Origin of the sequence: Nonomuraea sp. PA05 (assembly GCF_008086045.1) — a bacterium.
Lineage (GTDB): Bacteria > Actinomycetota > Actinomycetes > Streptosporangiales > Streptosporangiaceae > Nonomuraea > Nonomuraea monospora.
Genome location: NZ_VSEY01000014.1, coordinates 40,272 through 58,469 on the forward strand (window position 1 = coordinate 40,272; position 18,198 = coordinate 58,469).

Annotated in this window: 18 protein-coding genes and 1 tRNA gene; 3 read left to right on the top strand and 16 right to left on the bottom strand. The window is 73.4% G+C overall.

Annotation, left to right across the window (positions count from 1 at the left end; translation table 11 throughout):
• Nucleotides 1-10: 10 nt before the first annotated feature.
• The 3 genes from FXF51_RS22445 to FXF51_RS22455 all read right to left on the bottom strand — a co-directional run bounded on the left by FXF51_RS22445 (nucleotide 11) and on the right by FXF51_RS22455 (nucleotide 2,374).
• Complete coding sequence (locus tag FXF51_RS22445; RefSeq protein WP_148436496.1) at nucleotides 11-616, bottom strand: FMN reductase; 606 nt, start codon at nucleotides 614-616, stop codon at nucleotides 11-13.
• 30 nt (nucleotides 617-646) lie between these two features.
• On the bottom strand, nucleotides 647-1,759 hold the full coding sequence (locus FXF51_RS22450; RefSeq protein WP_148436497.1) for an LLM class flavin-dependent oxidoreductase: 1,113 nt from the start codon (nucleotides 1,757-1,759) through the stop codon (nucleotides 647-649).
• A gap of 78 nt (nucleotides 1,760-1,837) precedes the next feature.
• Nucleotides 1,838-2,374 carry a CGNR zinc finger domain-containing protein gene (locus tag FXF51_RS22455; RefSeq protein ID WP_148436498.1) on the bottom strand — a complete coding sequence of 179 codons (537 nt, stop codon included), beginning with the start codon at nucleotides 2,372-2,374 and terminating at the stop codon, nucleotides 1,838-1,840.
• A 92-nt stretch (nucleotides 2,375-2,466) separates the two neighbouring features.
• Here FXF51_RS22455 and FXF51_RS22460 point away from each other — a divergent pair, with 92 nt between their 5' ends.
• Nucleotides 2,467-3,723 (top strand): MFS transporter, encoded by a 1,257-nt coding sequence (locus tag FXF51_RS22460; protein ID WP_148436499.1) that lies wholly within the window; start codon nucleotides 2,467-2,469, stop codon nucleotides 3,721-3,723.
• Here FXF51_RS22460 and FXF51_RS22465 read toward each other — a convergent pair.
• The 4 genes from FXF51_RS22465 to FXF51_RS22475 form a co-directional block, all read right to left on the bottom strand.
• The gene (locus tag FXF51_RS22465; protein ID WP_148436500.1) at nucleotides 3,710-4,360 is read right to left on the bottom strand and encodes an NAD-dependent epimerase/dehydratase family protein; all 651 of its coding nucleotides are present in this window, start codon (nucleotides 4,358-4,360) and stop codon (nucleotides 3,710-3,712) included. The genes FXF51_RS22460 and FXF51_RS22465 overlap by 14 nt on opposite strands.
• A 2-nt stretch (nucleotides 4,361-4,362) precedes the next feature.
• Nucleotides 4,363-4,617 (bottom strand): DUF4291 domain-containing protein, encoded by a 255-nt coding sequence (locus FXF51_RS22470; protein ID WP_262379746.1) that lies wholly within the window; start codon nucleotides 4,615-4,617, stop codon nucleotides 4,363-4,365.
• A complete protein-coding gene (locus FXF51_RS62725; protein ID WP_262379747.1) occupies nucleotides 4,595-4,726 on the bottom strand; it encodes a DUF4291 domain-containing protein in 132 nt (43 codons plus the stop codon). The genes FXF51_RS22470 and FXF51_RS62725 overlap by 23 nt, the downstream gene beginning before the upstream one ends.
• Nucleotides 4,727-4,797: 71 nt before the next feature.
• The gene (locus FXF51_RS22475) at nucleotides 4,798-5,529 is read right to left on the bottom strand and encodes an IclR family transcriptional regulator (RefSeq protein ID WP_148436501.1); all 732 of its coding nucleotides are present in this window, start codon (nucleotides 5,527-5,529) and stop codon (nucleotides 4,798-4,800) included.
• A gap of 71 nt (nucleotides 5,530-5,600) precedes the next feature.
• Here FXF51_RS22475 and FXF51_RS22480 point away from each other — a divergent pair, with 71 nt between their 5' ends.
• On the top strand, nucleotides 5,601-5,966 hold the full coding sequence (locus FXF51_RS22480) for a metal-sulfur cluster assembly factor (RefSeq protein WP_148436502.1): 366 nt from the start codon (nucleotides 5,601-5,603) through the stop codon (nucleotides 5,964-5,966).
• Nucleotides 5,963-6,946 (top strand): amidohydrolase family protein, encoded by a 984-nt coding sequence (locus tag FXF51_RS22485; RefSeq protein ID WP_148436503.1) that lies wholly within the window; start codon nucleotides 5,963-5,965, stop codon nucleotides 6,944-6,946. The genes FXF51_RS22480 and FXF51_RS22485 overlap by 4 nt, the downstream gene beginning before the upstream one ends.
• Here FXF51_RS22485 and FXF51_RS22490 read toward each other — a convergent pair.
• The 9 genes from FXF51_RS22490 to FXF51_RS22530 all read right to left on the bottom strand — a co-directional run bounded on the left by FXF51_RS22490 (nucleotide 6,908) and on the right by FXF51_RS22530 (nucleotide 18,194).
• The gene (locus FXF51_RS22490; RefSeq protein WP_222871416.1) at nucleotides 6,908-8,044 is read right to left on the bottom strand and encodes an FtsW/RodA/SpoVE family cell cycle protein; all 1,137 of its coding nucleotides are present in this window, start codon (nucleotides 8,042-8,044) and stop codon (nucleotides 6,908-6,910) included. The genes FXF51_RS22485 and FXF51_RS22490 overlap by 39 nt on opposite strands.
• Nucleotides 8,041-9,894 carry a peptidoglycan D,D-transpeptidase FtsI family protein gene (locus FXF51_RS22495; protein ID WP_262379749.1) on the bottom strand — a complete coding sequence of 618 codons (1,854 nt, stop codon included), beginning with the start codon at nucleotides 9,892-9,894 and terminating at the stop codon, nucleotides 8,041-8,043. The genes FXF51_RS22490 and FXF51_RS22495 overlap by 4 nt, the downstream gene beginning before the upstream one ends.
• A 56-nt stretch (nucleotides 9,895-9,950) precedes the next feature.
• A complete protein-coding gene (locus tag FXF51_RS22500) occupies nucleotides 9,951-10,490 on the bottom strand; it encodes a rod shape-determining protein MreD (RefSeq protein WP_187414516.1) in 540 nt (179 codons plus the stop codon).
• 106 nt (nucleotides 10,491-10,596) lie between these two features.
• Entirely contained in the window at nucleotides 10,597-11,334 is a 738-nt protein-coding gene (mreC, locus tag FXF51_RS22505; protein WP_187414517.1) for a rod shape-determining protein MreC, read from the bottom strand.
• On the bottom strand, nucleotides 11,331-12,554 hold the full coding sequence (locus FXF51_RS22510) for a rod shape-determining protein (protein WP_148436506.1): 1,224 nt from the start codon (nucleotides 12,552-12,554) through the stop codon (nucleotides 11,331-11,333). The genes mreC and FXF51_RS22510 overlap by 4 nt, the downstream gene beginning before the upstream one ends.
• A gap of 117 nt (nucleotides 12,555-12,671) precedes the next feature.
• On the bottom strand, nucleotides 12,672-14,540 hold the full coding sequence (locus FXF51_RS22515) for a hypothetical protein (protein ID WP_148436507.1): 1,869 nt from the start codon (nucleotides 14,538-14,540) through the stop codon (nucleotides 12,672-12,674).
• 191 nt (nucleotides 14,541-14,731) lie between these two features.
• Nucleotides 14,732-15,163 (bottom strand): nuclear transport factor 2 family protein, encoded by a 432-nt coding sequence (locus FXF51_RS22520; RefSeq protein WP_148436508.1) that lies wholly within the window; start codon nucleotides 15,161-15,163, stop codon nucleotides 14,732-14,734.
• Between the two features lie 15 nt (nucleotides 15,164-15,178).
• A complete protein-coding gene (locus tag FXF51_RS22525; RefSeq protein ID WP_148436509.1) occupies nucleotides 15,179-17,860 on the bottom strand; it encodes a hypothetical protein in 2,682 nt (893 codons plus the stop codon).
• Nucleotides 17,861-18,119: 259 nt separating this feature from the next.
• Nucleotides 18,120-18,194, bottom strand: a tRNA-Val gene (locus FXF51_RS22530).
• Nucleotides 18,195-18,198 lie beyond the last annotated feature (4 nt).

Here is an 18,198-nt window from a genome sequence, read left to right on the forward strand (position 1 = left end):
GCAGGGCAAACTACTCCACCGGGCGCAGCGCCGCGAGCTGTTGCTCGAACGGAACGACCTCCTCCACCTGCTCCCGCTTCTCGGGAGCCCGGTGCAGCAGCAGGTCGGCCAGCTCCTGCGCGGCGCGCGCGACGCGCTCGCCGAGCCCGTCGGTGAACGCGTCCCCGCCGCCGCCCCAGTCCTCCGCCGCCGCGTACACCGCCGTCGGGACGACCACGGCACGCAGGTACGCGAACAGCGGACGCAGCGCGTGCTCCAGCGCCAGCGAGTGCCTCGGGGTGCCGCCCGTGGCCGCGATCAGCACCGGCTTGCCGGTCAGCGCCGTGTTGTCCAGGACGTCGAAGAACGACTTGAACAGGCCGCTGTACGAGCCGCTGAAGATGGGCGTGACCACGATGAGGCCGTCGGCCCCCGTCACCGCTTCCGTCACCTCGCGCAGGCGGGTGTTCGGGAAGCCGGTGACGAAGTTGCCGGCGATGTCCACGGCCAGGTCGCGCAGCTCGACCACGCGGACCTCCACCTCCGCCCGCTGCGCCACCGCCTCGGTGAGGCGGTCGGCGAGCAGGCGGGGGGGGGGGGGCGGCGCCACCCCCGCCGTGACGACGACGAGCTTCATGATGCTCCTTTCGAGATGTGCAGGGTCGGCTCAGGCGCCGACGGGGGCCTCGGGCGTTTCCGCGCCCTCGGCTTGCTGCGCGGCGAGCCGGGACGCGTGCGTCGGCGCGTCGGGGACGCCCGCCGGGCGGTCCTTCGCGAACTCCTTGCGCAGCACCGGCACGACCTCCTCGCCCAGGATGTCGAGCTGCTCCAGCACGGTCTTCAGCGGCAGGCCCGCGTGGTCCATCAGGAAGAGCTGGCGCTGGTAGTCGCCGAAGAACTCCCTGAACTCCAGTGTCCTGTCGATGACCTGCTGCGGGCTGCCCACCGTCAGGGGCGTCTCCGCCATGAACTCCTCCAGCGACGGCCCGTGCCCGTACACGGGGGCGACGTCGAAGTAGGGGCGGAACTCGCGCACCGCGTCCTGGGAGTTCCTGCGCACGAACACCTGCCCGCCCAGACCCACGACGGCCTGCTCGGGGGTGCCGTGGCCGTAGTGCGCGTACCGCTGACGGTAGAGGCTGATCAGCCGCATGAAGTGCTCCTTCGGCCAGAAGATGTTGTTGGCGAAGAAGCCGTCGCCGTAGTAGGCGGCCTGCTCGGCGATCTCGGGGCTGCGGATCGAGCCGTGCCAGACGAACGGCGGGACCCCGTCCAGCGGGCGCGGGGTGCTGGTGAAGCCCTGCAGCGGCGTGCGGAAGCGGCCCTCCCAGTCGACCACGTCCTCGCGCCACAGCTTGTGCAGCAGCGCGTAGTTCTCGATGGCCAGCGGGATGCCCTGGCGGATGTCCTTCCCGAACCACGGGTACACCGGGCCGGTGTTGCCGCGGCCCAGCATGACGTCCACCCTGCCGTCGGCCAGGTGCTGCAGCATGGCGAAGTCCTCGGCGATCTTCACCGGGTCGTTCGTCGTGATCAACGTCGTGGCGGTGGAGAGCTGCAGGCGCTCGGTCTTGGCCGCGATGTAGCCGAGCATGGTGGTGGGGGAGGAGGGCACGAACGGCGGGTTGTGGTGCTCGCCGGTCGCGAAGACGTCGAGCCCGACCTCCTCGGCCTTGAGCGCGATCGCCACCATTGCCTTGATCCGCTCGTGCTCGGTCGGGGTCCTGCCGTTGGTGGGGTCGGTGGTGACGTCGCCCACGCTGAAGATTCCGAACTGCACTTTAGTCACCAATCCAGACTGTTGAATCTTTGACGGCTACGGTAGCGTCCGCACCTCCTCAGATATTCCATCATGGGGTCAGCCGTGGTTGCGGGCCCGGAAGGCCGCGGCCTTCGCCCGGTTGCCGCAGCCGCGCATGTCACACCAGCGGCGGGTACGCCGGTGCGAGGCGTCGATGTACAGGCGGGTGCACGGATCTGCCTCGCACTCCCTGATCAGCCCGGCCTGTGGGCCGCCCAGCAGCTCGGCCGCCGCCCGCGCCGTACTGGACAGCGCCGCCCGCAGATCGCCGCCGCGCTCCACCCCCCGCTCGCCGAGCAGCACGCTCGCGGGCTCGCGGCGCGCGGCGGCGTTGAGCGTGTCGCGGTCGGCGGCGTCCATGGCCTTTCTGGTACGCACGGCGGACGCCAGCCGGTAGATCGCCTCGCGCAGCGCCCGTGCCTCGGCCAGGTCGTCGTCGCTCACGTCCGGCCGGTCGTCGAGCAGCCCGGCCGCCGCCGTCCAGCGGGCCAGGTCGGCGGGCGTGGCCAGCAGGTCCAGGCGTGCGCCGCGCCGGTGCCCGACGGTGCCGGAAAGGTCCAGGCCGAGGTTGCCGCTGATGAAGGTGAAGTCCATGGGACTCATAGTAACCGCGTTGACAAGTTACTTTCGGGGCTGCCAGGGTGAGTAACCACTGAATCCGGTTATTTCGCTCTCAAGGTGGACATATGACGACCCTGCTCAGATCCCGCACCCAACCCGGCTACGAGCCCCGGCACCGCTGGGTCGTGCTGGCCGTCGGCGTCGGCGCGCAGGCCGCCTTCTCGGCCATGTTCTCCGGCATCCCCGTCGCCGGGGTGGCGATGAGATCCGGCTACCACCTGTCCACGGAGGCGCTCGGCCTCGTACTGGCCTGCCTGGGGCTCGGCGTGGCGGCGTCCGACATCGTGTGGGGGCTGCTGACCGACCGGTTCGGGGACCGCCGCGTGCTGCTCACCGGCCTGACCTCGACGGGCGCGCTGCTGGCGGTGATGGCCGCCGCCGTCACCCCGTCGGACGGGGCGGGCGTGGCGCTGCTGGCGCTCTGCCTCGCCATCGCCGGCGCGCTGGGCGGCAGCGTCAACGGGGCGTCGGGGCGGGCGGTCATGACCTGGTTCGGGGAGGGGGAGCGGGGCTTCGCGATGAGCATCCGGCAGACGGCCATCCCGGTGGGCGGCGCGGTCGGTGTGGCGCTGCTCCCGTGGCTCGCCGCCTCGTACGGCTTCCGCGCCGCCTACGCCGTCCCGGCCGCCTTCTGCCTCCTTGCCGCAGCCGCCACCTGGCGCTGGCTCCACGAACCCACCCCACCCACCAGCCCGGCCACAGCACCCGCCACCGCGCCCACCACACCCCAGCCCTCCCCCCTGCGCCGCTGGGACGTCTGGCGGCTGGCCCTGGCCGGCGCCCTCCTCACCGTCCCCCAATTCGCCGTACTCTCCTTCACCGCGATCTTCCTGCACGACGTCAAGCACGAAGGCACCACCCTGGCCAGCCTCACGATCGTGATAGCCCAGCTCGGCGGCGGCGCCGCACGCATCTGGACGGGCCGCCGCACCGACCGCACCGGCACCCGCCGCACCCACATCAGAGCGATCGGCGCCCTGGCGGGCATCGCGATGGCGGGCGCGGCCGTGCTGACCGGCGCCCCCACCCCCCTCACCGTCACGGCCCTGGCCATCGGCGGCATCCTGGCGAACTCCTGGCACGGCGTCGCCTACACGGAGATCGCCGCGATGGCGGGCGCCGACCGGGCGGGCACCGCGCTGGGCCTCCTGGGCACCACCCTGTTCGCGACGGGCTTCCTCACGCCGCTGCTCATCCCGCTGGTCATCGCCCACACCTCCTGGGCGACCGTCTGGGCCCTGGCCGCCGTGGCGTCCCTCCTGGCGATCCCGCTGTCCCCGGGAGAGACCAGGCGCGCGCACGGTGACGTCAGAGCGCGTTGATGTCGGCGGGCCCGAGCACCCGCTTGCCCGCCCCCCGCTCAGCGACCGCGATCATGGCCCGCCCGATCTGCTCGGTGGTCGTCACCCCGCCACCCACCAGCCGCCGCAACACGGGGAACAGCGGCCGGGTGACGACGTACGCCGCCTGGTAGAGCCGCGTACGGGACCGCACGCCGTGCATCGGCTGGATGAACCCGGGCCGGAACATGTACGCCTCCAGCGGCAACGCCAGCAGCGCGTTCTCGGTCTCGCCCTTGACCCGCGCCCACATGGCCCGCCCCCGGGCGTTCGTCCCGGCGCCGGACACGTACACGAAGGCCGAGCGGGGGCTGAGCCGGGCCAGCGTCTCACCCACCGAGAGCGTGAAGCCGTAGGTGATCCGCCGGTAGTCCTGCTCGGCCATCCCGACCGCCGAGACGCCCAGGCAGAAGAAGCACGCGTCGTACTCGCCGAGCTCACCCTCGACGGGCGTCAGGTCGAGCAGATCGCCGTGCGGAAGCTCGCGCAGCTTCGGGTGTGAGACGCCCGTCGAGGACCGCCCGACCGCGAGCACGGCGGTGACCCGGTCGTCGAGCAGGCACTCCCGCAGCACCCCCCGCCCGACCATGCCGGTCGCCCCGAACAGCAGAACCCTCATCCTCAGCTCGCTCCGATCGTCTCCGCCAGCTCGCCGGCCAGCGGGTACGGCCGTTCCGCCGGCAGCAGCGCGCCGGCGTCCGCCCCGCCGCGCACGGCCGCACGCACCTCATGTACCCGCTCGGTGATGTCGCTGATCCCCAGCGTCCACTCCTCCACGTAACGCCGCACCGCCTCCCCGGTGAGCCCCACCTGGATCGACCGGTACGGCAGCGCCTGGTGCCGGAGGCCGCGTTCAGGATCCCACTGGATCCGCACCGGGCTGCGGCGGACCCGCCGCGCCCATCCGGGCCGCCGGTCGTCGTGGCTGAATCCACAGGAACGACGGCTTGATCCACGTCATGCGTTCCCGCTTGAAGGGCGGCACGAAGCGCTGGGCGGCGACGGCACGTCCATGGCGTACCAGACTGGACGATCAAGGGTCGGCCGGACAACGTGTTATCCCAGGTCCCGCACGGCCTGAGCGAGGCGGATGCGGGCGATCTGCGGGATGGACAGGCCGCGGGTGGAGATGCCGATGGCCCAGTCGGTGCCGGGCACGATGGCGCCCGCGCACGCCACCTGCTCCCTGAACTGCCCGTGCTCCTCCACGATCTGGCCCGGCCGTAAGCCCGACAGCTCGTTCTCGACGTCCTCCACGCTGACGGGGGTCGAGGGGGTGAAGCGGCGCAGGCCGTACCCGGTCAGGACGCCGCGCCTGGTACGGGACGGGAGCGAGAGCAGCAGCGCCTTGCCCAGCGCGGTCGCGTGCGGCGCCGTCTCCAGCCCCGCCTGCAGATCTTCCAGGTACGGCGACCGCGGCCCCTCCACCACGTCCACCACGACCAGCCGCCCCTCGGCGAGCTGCGCCAGGTAGGCGGTGTGGCCGGTGGCGGCGGCCAGGTGGCGCAGCACGGAGGCGGCCCGGGGCGGCCGTTCGAACGCGTCCAGCATCTCGTGGAACCGCTCGGCCACCTGCGAGCCGAGCACGTAGTCGCCGTCGGGGCGGCGGTGCAGGTAGCCCTCGTAGCACAGGGTGCGGACCAGGTGGTAGGAGGTGGAGAGGTTCAGGCCGCAGCGGCGCGCGATGACCTTGACCGACAGCGGCCGGTCGGCTCGCGAGACCTCTTCGAGGACGCGGAGCGCGCGCGAGACGCTGCGGATCAGATCGCTGGGTTGTTCGCCGTTCATCCATCAAGCATCTTCGCCATTTGAAAACGGGACGCCTACCCCGACAGGCACACCCGTCCGACGATGAGGTCATGCCGGAGATACCGCAGTGGGCCAGTGAGGCGCTGTCCGGGGTCTACGACCCGTGCTGCAGGGAGAAAGGCATCTCCGTCGTGGAGATGGGCCTGATCCGGTCGGTCCAGGTGGACGACGGCCGGGCCCGGGTCGAGCTGCTGCTGACCTCGGGCTGGTGCCCGTTCGCCGCCAGGGTGCTGACCGAGGTGCGGGACCGCATCCAGGAGCAGCCCGGCATCGACGAGGCGGAGGTCGAGGTGGTGTGGGACGAGGTGTGGACGACGGACCGGCTCTCCCCGAGGGCCGCCCGGATGCTGCGCTTCCTGCCCGCGCCCGCGCAGGTGCCCGACAAGGCGGCCTACATCGGGAGGGAACTACGGTGATCGACGACTTCTTCGTGTTCGACAGCGTGGCCCACGTGTTCAACTTCGAGCCGAAGAACGCGTTCGGCCCGGCGGGCCAGATGTTCTCCAACCATCTGTACGCCTTCCACACGACGCTCACCCCGGAGGGCGAGACCAGGCTGCCGCCCGAGGAGTTCCTGCGGCAGTGGACGATCGACGACATCCGCCACATGGTGTTCGAGGAGTCGGACACGGACATGCTGGTGGCGATGCCGCTGCCGCTCACGGACCTCTACCACGACGGCCTGTCGCCGTGGCAGGAGTGCGCGGAGCTGGCCGCCAGGGACCCGGACCGGACGGTGTTCTGGGGCACGGTCAACCCGCTGGAGGGCCGCAAGGCGCTCGACCTGATGGAGCGGCAGGTGGGGGAGTTCAACGCGCGGGCGTTCAAGCTGTACAACGTCCGTTACGACTACGGCTCCCCGTACCCGTGGCGCATGGACGATCCCAGGGTGGCCTTCCCGATCTTCGAGAAGGCGCAGGATCTGGGCGTCAACCTGATCGGCGTGCACAAGGGCGTCCCGCTGGGCCCGCAGCCGATCGAGCACACGCAGACCTGGGACATGGACGGCGCCGCCGCGAACTTCCCCGACGTCAACTTCGTCATCTTCCACGTCGGCCTGCCGTTCCTGGACGAGACCTGCTGGCAGCTCATCCGCTACCCCAACCTGTACGCCGACCTGGCGGCGACGATCAACTTCATCGTCAGGGCGCCCAGGATGTTCGCCGAGATCATCGGCAAGCTGCTGTTCTGGTGCGGCGAAGACAAGATCATCTACGGTTCGGAGGCGCCGATCTTCCATCCGCAGTGGGCGCTGCGCGCGTTCAGGGACTTCACCATCCCGCAGGACCTGTGCGACGGCTACGGCTACCCGCAGCTCACCGACCAGGCCAAGCGCAAGATTCTCGGGGAGAACCTGCTACGCCTGCATGGGCTTGCTCCGGTGAACAGCCTGTAGCAGCCCGATGGCCACCAGCCCGGCGACCGTGGCGGAGCCGCCGTACGAGACGAACGGCAGCGGCACCCCCACGATCGGCATGAGGCCCAGGGTCATGCCCACGTTCAGATACGTCTGGAACCCGATCCACGACACCAGCCCGCCCGCCAGCACCGCCCCGTAACGCGAGGCGGCGTGCCGGGCGATCGACAACCCCCGCCACAGCAGCGCGAACACGGCCAGCACGATGAGCGCGGCCCCCGCGAAGCCCAGCTCCTCGCCCGCGACCGTGAAGACGAAGTCGGTGTGCTGCTCGGGCACGAAGTGACCGGCGGTCTGCTCGCCGTTGAACAGGCCCTTGCCGGACAGGCCGCCGGAGCCGATCGCGATGCGGGCCTGGGCGGCGTTGTAGCCGATGCCGCCCGGATCGGCTCCCGGCCGTACCAGCACGAGTAGCCGTTCGAGCTGGTACGGCCGGACCAGCCCGAGCTGCCACGCCGCCGCCCCGGCCCCGGCCGCGCCGCCGGCGAGCACCAGCAGCCACCGCTTGGGCGCCCCCGACACCAGCAGCGCCCCCGCCACCATGGCCGCGAACACCAGCATCGTGCCCACGTCCGGCTGCAGCGCGATGAGCCCGATCGGCACCGCGGCCAGCGCCAGCGCCAGCAGTACCCCGCCGAACCCGGCCCGCCGCTGCCCGTCGCGCAGCTCACCCAGCGGCACCGCGAACGCCAGCGCGAGCGCGATCTTGGCGAACTCCGACGGCTGAAACTGCACCCCGGGCGCCAGCACGATCCACGAGTGCGCCCCGTTCACCCGCACGCCCAGCGGGCTCAGCACCCCGGCCAGCGACAGCAGCGCCAGCACGTACGCCAGCGGCACGTACGCCCGCAACACCCGCAGATCCACCCGCGACACCAGCCACATGAGCACCAGGCCCACCCCGACGGCGCCCGCCTGCCGCACCAGCAGCGCGTGGCCGCCCGCCAGCCGCGTGGCCGACCACACCAGCAGCAGCCCCATCGCCGACAGGGCCAGCGCCAGCAGCGTCAGCAGCCGGTCGGGCGGGCCCAGCGACGGCGCCCACACCAGGTTCCTGCGCCCGGCAACCGCGATCATCGCCGCTCCCTCAGCCCGAGAATGCCCTCCCAGATGGCGCGAGCCGCCGGAGCCGCCCCCTCGGCGCCCCTGCCGCCCTCCGACAGCACCACGACCACCGTGTAGGCGGGATCGGGCGCGAACGAGGCGAACCAGGAGGTGTCGCGCCGCCCGAACGACTCCGCCGTCCCCGTCTTCCCCGCCACCGCGATCTTCCCGAACGGGAACCCCTTGAAGGCGCCCCCGGCCGTTCCCGTCCTCGGCACCTGGGTGAGCGCCTGGCGGATGAAACGCAGCGTCGCCGCCGTCGCGGGCAGCCGCCCCGCCGCCGGCGGCGTGATCGTGCGCACCGCCGTCCCGTCGGGCCGCACCACCTTCAGACCGACGCGTGGATGGTGCAGGGTGCCGCCGTTGGCCACGGCCGCGTACGCGCGCGCCAGCTGCAGCGGCGTCACCAGCACGCCGCCCTGCCCGATGGAGAGGTTCGCCGCGTCGCCGCCCCGCCACACGCCGCCGCCCCGGCAGTTCTCCCGCGCGATCACCGTCAGGTACGCCGCCCGCGCCCGGTCGGCCAGCTCCGGATAGCCTTTCCCGGCCCGGCGGCAGCTCTCCGCCCGGGTGGCCCGCCAGTACGCCTTCTTCGCGGCCGCGTCCGGCACCGCGCCCGCCGCCTCGCCCGGCAGGTCCACGCCCGTGGGCCGGCCGAAGCCGAACCCGCGGGCGGTCCGCTCCAGGGCGTCGGAGCCGCGCCGCCAGAGCTGGTCGGCCAGCCGGTAGAAGATCGTGTCGCACGACTGGACGAGCGCCCCGTGCATGGTCATCAGGCCCAGGTCGGCGCTGCCGAAGTTGCGGAACACCCGGTCGCCGACCGTGTAGCCGGGCGGGCAGTCGTAGGTGGCGCCGAGCCCGTACCCGGCCGACGCCGCTGCCGCCGCCGAGGCGACCTTCCACGTCGAGCCGGGCGCCCACTCGCCCTGCACCGCCTGCGACAGCAGCGGCAGCGCCCGGTACTCGCGCGCCGTCACGCCGTCCGTCCACACCGCCGGGTCGTACGCGGGCCGCCCGGCCAGCGCCACCACCCGGCCCGTCCCCGACTCCAGCACCACGGCCGCGCCCGACGAGCCGCCGCTGCCCGCCAGCGCCCGGGCGAGCGCCTGCTCCGAGATGGCCTGGATGCGGGAGTCGATGCTGGTCACCAGCGTGTCGCCGGGCACGGGCGGGTCCTCGCGGATCGTCCTGGTGACCTTGCCCGTGTTGTCCACGGCCACGTCCCTGCGGCCCGGCCGCCCGGCCAGATCACGGTCGTAGGCCGCTTCCAGGCCGTCGCGGCCCCGGACGCCCTGCACGTACCCGAGGGTGTGCGCCGCCGCCGCGCCGTGCGGGTAGACCCGGATCGGGCGCAGCTCCGTGCGGACGCCGGGGAAGTCCTGCTGGCGCTCGCTGATCTGCAGCGCCACCGGCACGCTCACGTCCCGCGCGACGGGGATCGGCTCGTACGGCGAGCCCTGCCAGCACGGCTTCGGCACCCCCTCCTCGCACAATCGCACCTTCTCCGCGATCTGCCGGTACGGCTGACCGAGCGCCTCGCCCAGCCGCGTCAGCACCGCCCGGCCGCCGTCCGGCTGGTGGGCCAGGGCGACGGCGTCCACCGTGACGACGGGGCGGGTGTTGTTGGTGACCAGGGGGCGGCCGTTCACGTCCAGGATCGGGCCCCGGGTGGGGGGCAGCGCGATGCTTCTGATCCGGATGTCGGCCGCGGCCCTGACGTACGCGTCGCCGTTCACGACCTGCAAGAACCACAGGCGGCCGAGCAGCGTGACGAGCATCGCGGTGGCCACCAGCCGCAGCACCACCAGCCTGGCCCTAGACACGGTGCCTCACCACCCCGGCCCGCATGCCCGCGGATACGGCGCCGACCTGTGCGCGCCTAGACACGGCGCGGCGCCGGCTGGGACTTCGTGCCCTCGGAAGGGCGCCGCCGTGCCACCACGACACCCCCGGCGGCCCCGAGCGCCACCGTCCAGGCCAGCGTGAGCGCCGCCCAGGACGCGGGCGCCGCCGGCGGCCCGGCCAGCGCCGTGCGCCACGGCTCGTCCCCGAGCGCCACCGCCGCCGCCACCTGCAGCACCGTGCCCAGCACCGCCCCGAGCCCGCCGGCGAGCAACGGCCTGCCCGCGGAGCCGCCCTCGTACGGCCGCCCGCTCGCCCGCAACCGCCCGGCCAGCAGCCCCGTCACCGACAGCACCAGCGCCGTGCGCCCCACGGTGCCGTCGGCGGGCGGCGTCACGTCGGCGGCCAGCCCGGCGACCAGCCCCGCCACGCACCCCCAGACCGGCCCCCTGGCCAGCGCCGCCCACACCACGGCCAGCACCACCAGGTCGGGCCCGCCCCACGGCGACCGGTTGACCAGCACCACCTGCACCAGTGGCGCCACGAGCGCGAGCAACACCAGCCCCAACGCCCTCACCTCCGCGGCTCCAGCACCCGCTGCCCCGCACCTGGCCCGCACCTCTGCGGCTCCAGCACCCGCTGCCCCGCACCTGGCCCGCACCTCCGCGGCCCGCGCATGGCGCTCACTTTCCGGGCGGCGGCACGATCACCGCCACCAGCCCGAGCGCCGACAGCCGGGCGGCGGGCCGTACCAAGGCCGTCCGCGTGGCCGTCCCCGGCTCGCTCCGCACCGCGGCGACCGTCCCGATGGGCACCCCGCCCACGTACGGCCGCCCACCGGCGGACCCCAGCGTCACCACCTCGTCCCCCACCCCGATCGGCGCGTTCGGATCGAACAGGCTCAGCCGCAGCCCCTCACCAGGCACCCCCGTCACCACCCCCAGCTCCCCGGACCCGGCCATCCGCGCCCCGATGGACGAGGCCGCGTCGGTGATCAGCGACACCGACGCCGTGGCGGGCCCCGCCCAGGTGACCTTGCCGACCAGGCCGTCGGCGTTCAGCACGGTCACGTCCCGCGCGACCCCCGACGAGGCCCCCGCGTCGATGGTGACGCTCTGCCCCCGCCCGAACCCGACCACGTGCGCCGCCACGCCCCGATGCCCGTCCGGCACGCCGGCCCGCGCCACGGACCGGGTGCCGGACGACAGCAGCCGGGCCCGCAGCGCCGCGTTCTCCTCCTCCAGCTCCCGCAGCCGGTCCTGGCCGCCGAACGCCCTGGTCGCCGTGGCGAAGGCGCTCTCGACCGCGCCGTACACGCTCGCCCCCGCCGCCCGTACGGGCGTCAGCGGCGTCAGCGTCCTGTCGATCGCGACGAGCAGGACGGCGGAGCCCAGCACGAGCAGGACGAGCGCCCGCTTCACCGGCGTGACCAATCGGGCAGCAGCACGTCCCGCATGGCCTGGAAGCGCTCCACGCAGCGGCCCGCGCCGAGCGCCACCGAGTACAGCGGCTTGTCGACGAGGCGGATGGGCATGCCGGTGGCCTGGCCCATCCGCTCGGGCAGGCCCCGTAACAGGGCGCCGCCGCCGGTCAGCACGATGCCGTTGTCGAGCAGGTCGCCCGCCAGCTCGGCCGGGCACTGGTCGAGCGTCGTCTGCACGGCGTCGATGATGGCCTGCACCTGGTCCTCGATGGCCTCGCTGACCTGCTCGGCGGTGATGGTGGCGGTCTTGGGCAGGCCGCTGACGAGGTCGCGCCCGCGTACGGGGGCGGAGGTCTTCAGGTCGAGCGCGCGCGGCGCGGCGGACGGCGTCGCGCTCTCGGCCTTGGGCTTGGAGCGGAACGGGTTCCAGCCGCGCGGCGGCGGGGCGGGCTGCTCGGCGGGCTCGTCGCCCACGGGGTCGTCCGGCTCGTCGAGGACGGGCGGGGCGAGGCCGACGCGGTGCCGTCCGACGGAGTCGGCCGCGATCACCGGCGCGGGCCGCACCAGGCCGAGGTCGATCTTGATGCGTTCGGCGGTGCGCTCGCCGAGCAGCAGCGCGTGCTCCTTCTTGACGTGGGTGACGATGGCCTCGTCCAGCTCGTCGCCGCCGACCCGCAGGGACTTGGCCACCACGACGCCGCTCATCGACACGATGGCGACCTCGGTGGTGCCGCCGCCGATGTCGACCACCATGTTGCCGGTGGCCTCGCCGACCTTGACGCCCGCGCCGATCGCGGCGGCCATCGGCTCCTCGATGATGTGCACCCGCCGGGCGCCCGCCTCGTACGCGGCCTCCTTGACGGCCCGCTGCTCGATCGAGGTGGTGCCGCTGGGGACCGCCACGACGATGCGTGGCTTGGCGAGGAACCGGCTCGGGTGCGCCTTCTGGATGAACAGCCGTAACATGCGCTCCGCCGCGTCCAGGTCCGCGATCACGCCGTCCTTGAGCGGCCTGATGGTGGCGATGTGCGGGGGAGTGCGGCCGACCATGCGCTTGGCCGCCTTGCCGACGGCGACGACGGTGTTCTTGTGCAGGTTGATCGCGATGACCGAGGGCTCGTTCAGCACGATGCCCTTCCTGCGGACGTAGACGAGGGTGTTCGCCGTCCCGAGATCGACGGCTATGTCATGACCGAGAAGAGCCCATGCGAATGCCATGTGCCGCACACGCCTTTCCGACCGGCAGGGGCAGGGGGACACTGCCCTCAGTGGCGCTGCCCTGAAGAAGGCTGGCCGCAAACGCGATATGTCTGTAGCCGTGACAGTCCGTGCAGGTCAGCCGGGATCGTAGGAGCAGCGCAGACCCGTCCGCACGGTAGCCCGCAATTCCTCCCCGATGACGGGATCGGCTATCGCGACGCGATCCACGGCCCGCCTGATCGCCTTGCCGACCGCTGTCCTGGCCCGCTCCTCGCTGCCGGCGAACGTGCGCGGCCGGCCGCCGAGCCCGGTCGCCGAGGCCAGCTCGGCCACCAGCCAGTCGCGCTCGGCCCGCCGCTGCTGCGCCTGCTGGGCCTGGTGGTTGGCCTCCAGCTCGGCGATCTCGGCGTCGAGCTGCGCCAGCCTGCTCCGGTACGCGCGCCCCGCCGGCCCGTCCAGCACCCGCTGCGCCGACGCCTGCCCGGGCACCGCGTCGGGCGACCCGGCGGCCAGGTCGGCGGCCGGGATCTCCTTGCCGGGGCTGGCCAGCAGCGCCGCCAGGTGCAGCATGCCCACGCAGTGGTCCACCAGCGCGGTCCGCGCGCCCAGCTCGACCCGCCACTGCGCGCCCACCGCCCGGCAGGTCACCCGCTCGGCCACGTAGCGGGGCACGTGCATGCCGAGCGCGTCGGCCTCCTGCGCGGCCAGCGCGCTCTGCCGGCGCGCACCCTCGTCCCTGGGGCCGTCGCGCATCGCCAGCGCCTGGCCCAGCCGCGAGCGTGACAGCGCGACCGCCGGCCAGTGGCCCAGCGCCAGGTTCTCGTGGACGGCCCTGCGCAGGTGCGTGATCGCCAGGTCCAGGTCGCCCGCGGTGATCGCGGCCACGCCCAGGCTGTGCCGGGCCGAGCCGAAGCAGGCGATGCCGGGGCTCGTCATGACGGGCAGCCCCGCGTACGGGGCCAGCAGCGTCCCCGCCCTGGCCGCCAGGTCGGCGTCGCCCAGCAGGTCGGCCGCCTCCACGATCGCGTACATCGACATCAGCCAGGTGCTCGTGCGCGGCCGGTCCGCCAGCACGCCGCGGCGCAGCCTGGCCAGCATGCTCTCGGCCAGCCGCCGGTCCCCGGCCGCCGCCGCCGCGACCGCCAGGCCCGCGTACGGGGAGTCGTCCACGGCGGGCAGCATGGGCGAGTTCAGCAGGTCGGTCAGCAGCGGGACCAGCTCGCCGATCCTGCCCTGGTACCAGCGGATGGCGGCGAGCTGGCGGACGTACCAGCCGGGCGCGTCGTGGTCGCCCGCCGCCATGCCCCGCTCGTAGCAGGTGGCGGCGCGCTCCTCGGCCTGCTCGAACCGGCCGGCGCGGGTGAGCAGCATCACCTCGATCGCGCCGACCACGAACTCGATGGCCTGCTGCCCCTCGCCGTCCAGCGCGATGCGCAGCTCGCCCAGGGCCCGCTCGGCGTGCGGGTCGGCGTCCAGGAGCAGGTCCACGGTGCGCCACAGCAGGCCGATGAGCAGGTCGGACCGGCGTCCCGTGCGGGAGGCCACCCCGATCAGCTCCCTGGCCAGCTCCATCCGCCGCGCCCCGTCGCCGGGGCCGAGCATGCAGTGGTGCGCCAGGCTCAGCGCCTCGGCCAGCGCCACCGGGTCGTCGGCCGCCCGCGCCTCCGACACCAGCGCCATGATCGCGTCCATGCCGCCGGCGCCGTAGTCGTCCTCCGCCGCCAGCCTGATCCGCAGTCGCAGCGCCAGCGGTGAGTCCGCGTCGAGCCGCGAAAGCGCCTCGCGCTGGCGCAGCCGCACCGTCGCCACGGCCGCGGCCGTGCGGTGCTCGTGCACCCACATCCCGCCCAGCCCGAGCGCCGCCCTGGCCAGCGCGGCCGCCTCGCCGCGCTGCGCCGCCTCCGCGTAGGCGTAGTCGAACCGTTCACGTGCCCGCCGCATGTCCCCCTTGACCAGCAGCGCGTGCTCTCCGTCGAGGAGAGTCCACTCCAGCGTTTCGATCACTGGCCTTACCCCCGTGGCAGCCTGAATACCTGGCGCACCCATGGGTGGCGGGCCTCCCACCGCTCCGCTTCCCCGGCCGATGAACTATCGGGTGAACAACCATGGAGACGGCTCCCTGCCGTCGTCCGGTTCAATTCCACCTCAAACCGGAAAGTTTCGGAACCGAATTACGGGACGGAGATGTCCGGGATTCAGCACACCGTACGCCAGGTCTGCTCCTCCACCAGCTCGGTGCTGCGCCAGCCGTCCGGGGTGCGGCGCAGGTGGTGATGGTAGTAGCCGCCGCCGTGCAGGAAACCCTCGGTCCCCGCGGCCACCATCTCCCGCGTCGGAGCCAGCGTGTCGGTGAACGGCGCGCTCACTCTGGCCTCGCCCCCGGCCAGGTCGACGCGCGCCGCGCCGATCAGGTGCAGCCTGGCGGGCCAGTGCACCAGCACCTCGGCCAGCCACGCCTTGACCTCGTCCCTGGTGCCCCTGATGCCGCCTGACGAGCTGTAGTCGATCACCGCGTCCTGGCAGAACACCTCGTCGAGCAGGTCCCACTGGCCCGAGTCGATGGCGTAGGTGTAGCGCGCGAGCAGGCCGGCGATCTCTAATCGGTCGGCGATCTCCTGATGGTCCATGTGCTGATCGTCGCGCTAAGGACGCCGGATGACCAGGCCGGCCAGCCGATCGCCCGGCACCCGTGCCGTGAAGGGGGCACAGGGGACGCAGAAGTAGTCGCGGCCGAACGTCAGCTCCACCGCGCCGGGGGCCAGGTTGACCAGCAGGCGGTCGCTGTCCACGCTCACCGTCCGCGGGTCGTGGCCCTTGGGGGCCAGCGGGCGCAGCACCTCCGCCAGCCGCCGCCGTCCTGCCGGGGTGAAGGCTTGCGGGGCGAAGACGTCCCGGACGGTGAGGGTTCTGCCCGCGCGACGGTCGTAGGTGACGGCGCGGCCGAGCTCGCCCGTCAGCGCGTAGCGGACGGAGATGAGGTGGGCGTCGTTGCGGACGAGCGCGTATCCGCCGGTCAGCGTGGTCGTGGAGGTGGTGGGGTGCATGCGGTGCCTGCGCAGCGCCTCGGTCACGTACGCCCGCACGGGGGCTGCCAGCGCGGCGCTGACCCTGGAGGCGTCCTGCGCGCTGGCGGTGCTGGGGTAGGAGACGTCGATGGTGAGGCCGGGCAGGCGTTCCTGCCAGGTCTCGGTGGTGATGGCCAAGGGGTGTCGTTCGCCGGTCACGAAGACGAGCGGCGCCGCCGCCGGCACGGTCAGCACCAGCCCTCCCACCAGCAGCACCTTCCGCGGCACCGCGACCGCCGCCGCACTGCCCGGCTGCGCCTTCCGCCGTGCCGTGACCGCCGCCGCACTGTCCGGCTGCGCCTTCCGCCCTGTCGTGACCGCCACCCCGGCCACCGCGAACGGCCCCGCCAGCAAGCCGAGCTGCAGCCCCGCGGGTGTGCCCAGCCCCGCCGCCACCCCGGCGAGCACCGACATCCCCCACACCGTCGACCACACCGCCCACCGCCGCTCCGCCACGTTCACCCTCGCCAGCCCCACATACACCAGCACCCCGAGCAGCACGAGATAGGCCAGCCCGGTCAGGTTGTCCGCCACCGGAACCCCCGCCGACAACACGGGAAACGCGAGAAACACCCCACTCCCACGCCACGGCCCGGGATCCACCGGCCCCCCGAACCCCTGAACCGCCCCGGCGACCACGGCCAGCACCAGCGCACCCCCGGCCGCCCTGGCCGCGATCAGCCCGCGCTCCCGCCTCCCCGGCACGTGCCCGCGCACCTGCTCCCGCCAAGCCCGGTACCGCTCGGCCAGCTTCTCCCACTTCTGCTCACCCTCCAGCTCCACGACCCGCGCGAACCGCGTCACCCCCACCTGCGAGTGCACGATGAACAACACCGCCGCGAACACCGGCGCCGCGAACACCGTGAACTCGGCCGCCTCCACCGCGGGCGAGATCCCGGCGGGCCGCCCCCCTGTCAGCACCAGCCCGGCCAGCCCGCCCACGTTCCACGCCAGCGCCGCGGCCAGCGCGACCGCCGCCACCAGCACCGGGTACGCCGACACGGGGAAGACCCGGACGAGCTGCCCCCGCACGGCGACGTACACCAGCACCGCCGCCGCCACCGCGAACACCGCCGGGATCGCCCATGACCACACCACCGCGACCCGGCCCAGCCCGGGGTCGGGCGGGGCGAGCAGCGCCAGCGCCCGCACGGTCACGGGCGTGTCCGCGTCGAACGTGCGCCGCGTCAGCAGCGTGAATCGCGAGGTCACGGCCAGGCAGAAGTACGTCAGCGCGACGGCCGCCCCGGCCACCAGCAGGCCCCACCGCCGGTCGGTCCGCACCGGGTCGGCGGGCACGGGGGCCGGTTCGGCGCGCAGCACCCGCTGCACCCCGGTCGCGGCCAGGGCCAGCAGGAGCGGCGGCAGCGCGGTCTGCGCGGGCGCGGCCACCAGCACCGCCGTCATGTCGGTCGCGTACTCGGCCATCCAGGCCGTGCCCAGCGGCGCCGTCAGCAGTGACTCCCGCATGCCCAGGTCGATGGCGACGACGGCCGCGTACACGACGGGCGCGACGGACAGCGCGATCCACGCCAGCACGAACGCCCGTCCTGGCCGCCCCTCCACGGGCAGCCGCCGCCGCAGCGCACCTTCCAGCGACGCCGCCGCGATCGTCGCCAGCACCACGGCCACCTGCTCGAAGTAGCTGAACGACAGCGGCAGCCAGCCCAGCAGCGGCAGCCGTTCGCGCAGCAGCACGCTCCACACCAGCGACCACCCGGCCACCAGGCACGGCAGCACCCACGCGCGGGGCCTGAAGGTCCGGGTCCGCTCCCGTCCGGCGGCGGGCAGCATCCGCGTCCCGGCCAGCGCCAGCCCGGCGGCGGGCAGCGCGATCGCCATCCCCCAGGAGGCGGCGTCCGTGACGTACGGGCCGGACGGCAGCCGGTGCCCCCGCGCCCACAACAGCACCGCCAGCACCCCGGCGGGCCCGCCGGCCAGCCCCCAGCACACGAGCAGCCCGACCCGCGACTCACCGAACCCGGACCACCGGTAGGCGAGGTACGCCCCGCCGGTCAGCATCACGCAGAACGCGCCGAGCGTCACAGCCGTGCCGGCCGCCCGCCCCTGCCCGAGCCCGGGGAAGACCAGCGTCGCCGCCACGGCCCGGTCGAGCAGGAACCCGCCGACGGCGGGGAGTGCGCACAGGGCGGCCAGGCCCAGCGCGGAGCCCGCGGAGGCGAGCAGGAATGTCCGCGTCGTCGTCCGGGCCGCCGCCGGGGTCGTCCGGTTCGTTAACGTCTGGGTCGTCTTCGCCACGCCCTGTCATCTGCCCGCCACGACCCGCTTGCGCTCGCCCGGTGACCTGGAACTGGCCGCCTGGTGAGGCCGTTCCGCCCATCTTCAGCACGGACGGCCTGGCCTTCTCGCTGAACGGCAGCATCAGGTATGTGGGGATGAGCAGCTCCGCCGGCCCCGAACCAGCCGCACCCGTGGCCGCGCCAGGCGAGCATCCCCTTGCCTCGAACAGCAAGAAGCCCCAGCTCCCGGTGTATGCCGGGCGCTGGGGCCGCAATGCTGGTGGACGATACTGGGATTGAACCAGTGACCTCTTCCGTGTCAGGGAAGCGCTCTCCCGCTGAGCTAATCGTCCTTGC

What these genes read in the sequence shown, in the direction of transcription:
- FXF51_RS22475 (WP_148436501.1), bottom strand. Translation starts at nt 5,529, where the DNA reads ATGAACGGCGAACAACCCAGCGATCTGATCCGCAGCGTCTCGCGCGCG.
- FXF51_RS22445 (WP_148436496.1), bottom strand. Translation starts at nt 616, where the DNA reads ATGAAGCTCGTCGTCGTCACGGCGGGGGTGGCGCCGCCCCCCCCCCCC.
- FXF51_RS22460 (WP_148436499.1), top strand. Translation starts at nt 2,467, where the DNA reads ATGACGACCCTGCTCAGATCCCGCACCCAACCCGGCTACGAGCCCCGG.
- FXF51_RS22480 (WP_148436502.1), top strand. Translation starts at nt 5,601, where the DNA reads ATGCCGGAGATACCGCAGTGGGCCAGTGAGGCGCTGTCCGGGGTCTAC.
- FXF51_RS22510 (WP_148436506.1), bottom strand. Translation starts at nt 12,554, where the DNA reads ATGGCATTCGCATGGGCTCTTCTCGGTCATGACATAGCCGTCGATCTC.
- FXF51_RS22490 (WP_222871416.1), bottom strand. Translation starts at nt 8,044, where the DNA reads ATGATCGCGGTTGCCGGGCGCAGGAACCTGGTGTGGGCGCCGTCGCTG.
- FXF51_RS22455 (WP_148436498.1), bottom strand. Translation starts at nt 2,374, where the DNA reads ATGGACTTCACCTTCATCAGCGGCAACCTCGGCCTGGACCTTTCCGGC.
- FXF51_RS22520 (WP_148436508.1), bottom strand. Translation starts at nt 15,163, where the DNA reads ATGGACCATCAGGAGATCGCCGACCGATTAGAGATCGCCGGCCTGCTC.
- FXF51_RS22465 (WP_148436500.1), bottom strand. Translation starts at nt 4,360, where the DNA reads ATGAGGGTTCTGCTGTTCGGGGCGACCGGCATGGTCGGGCGGGGGGTG.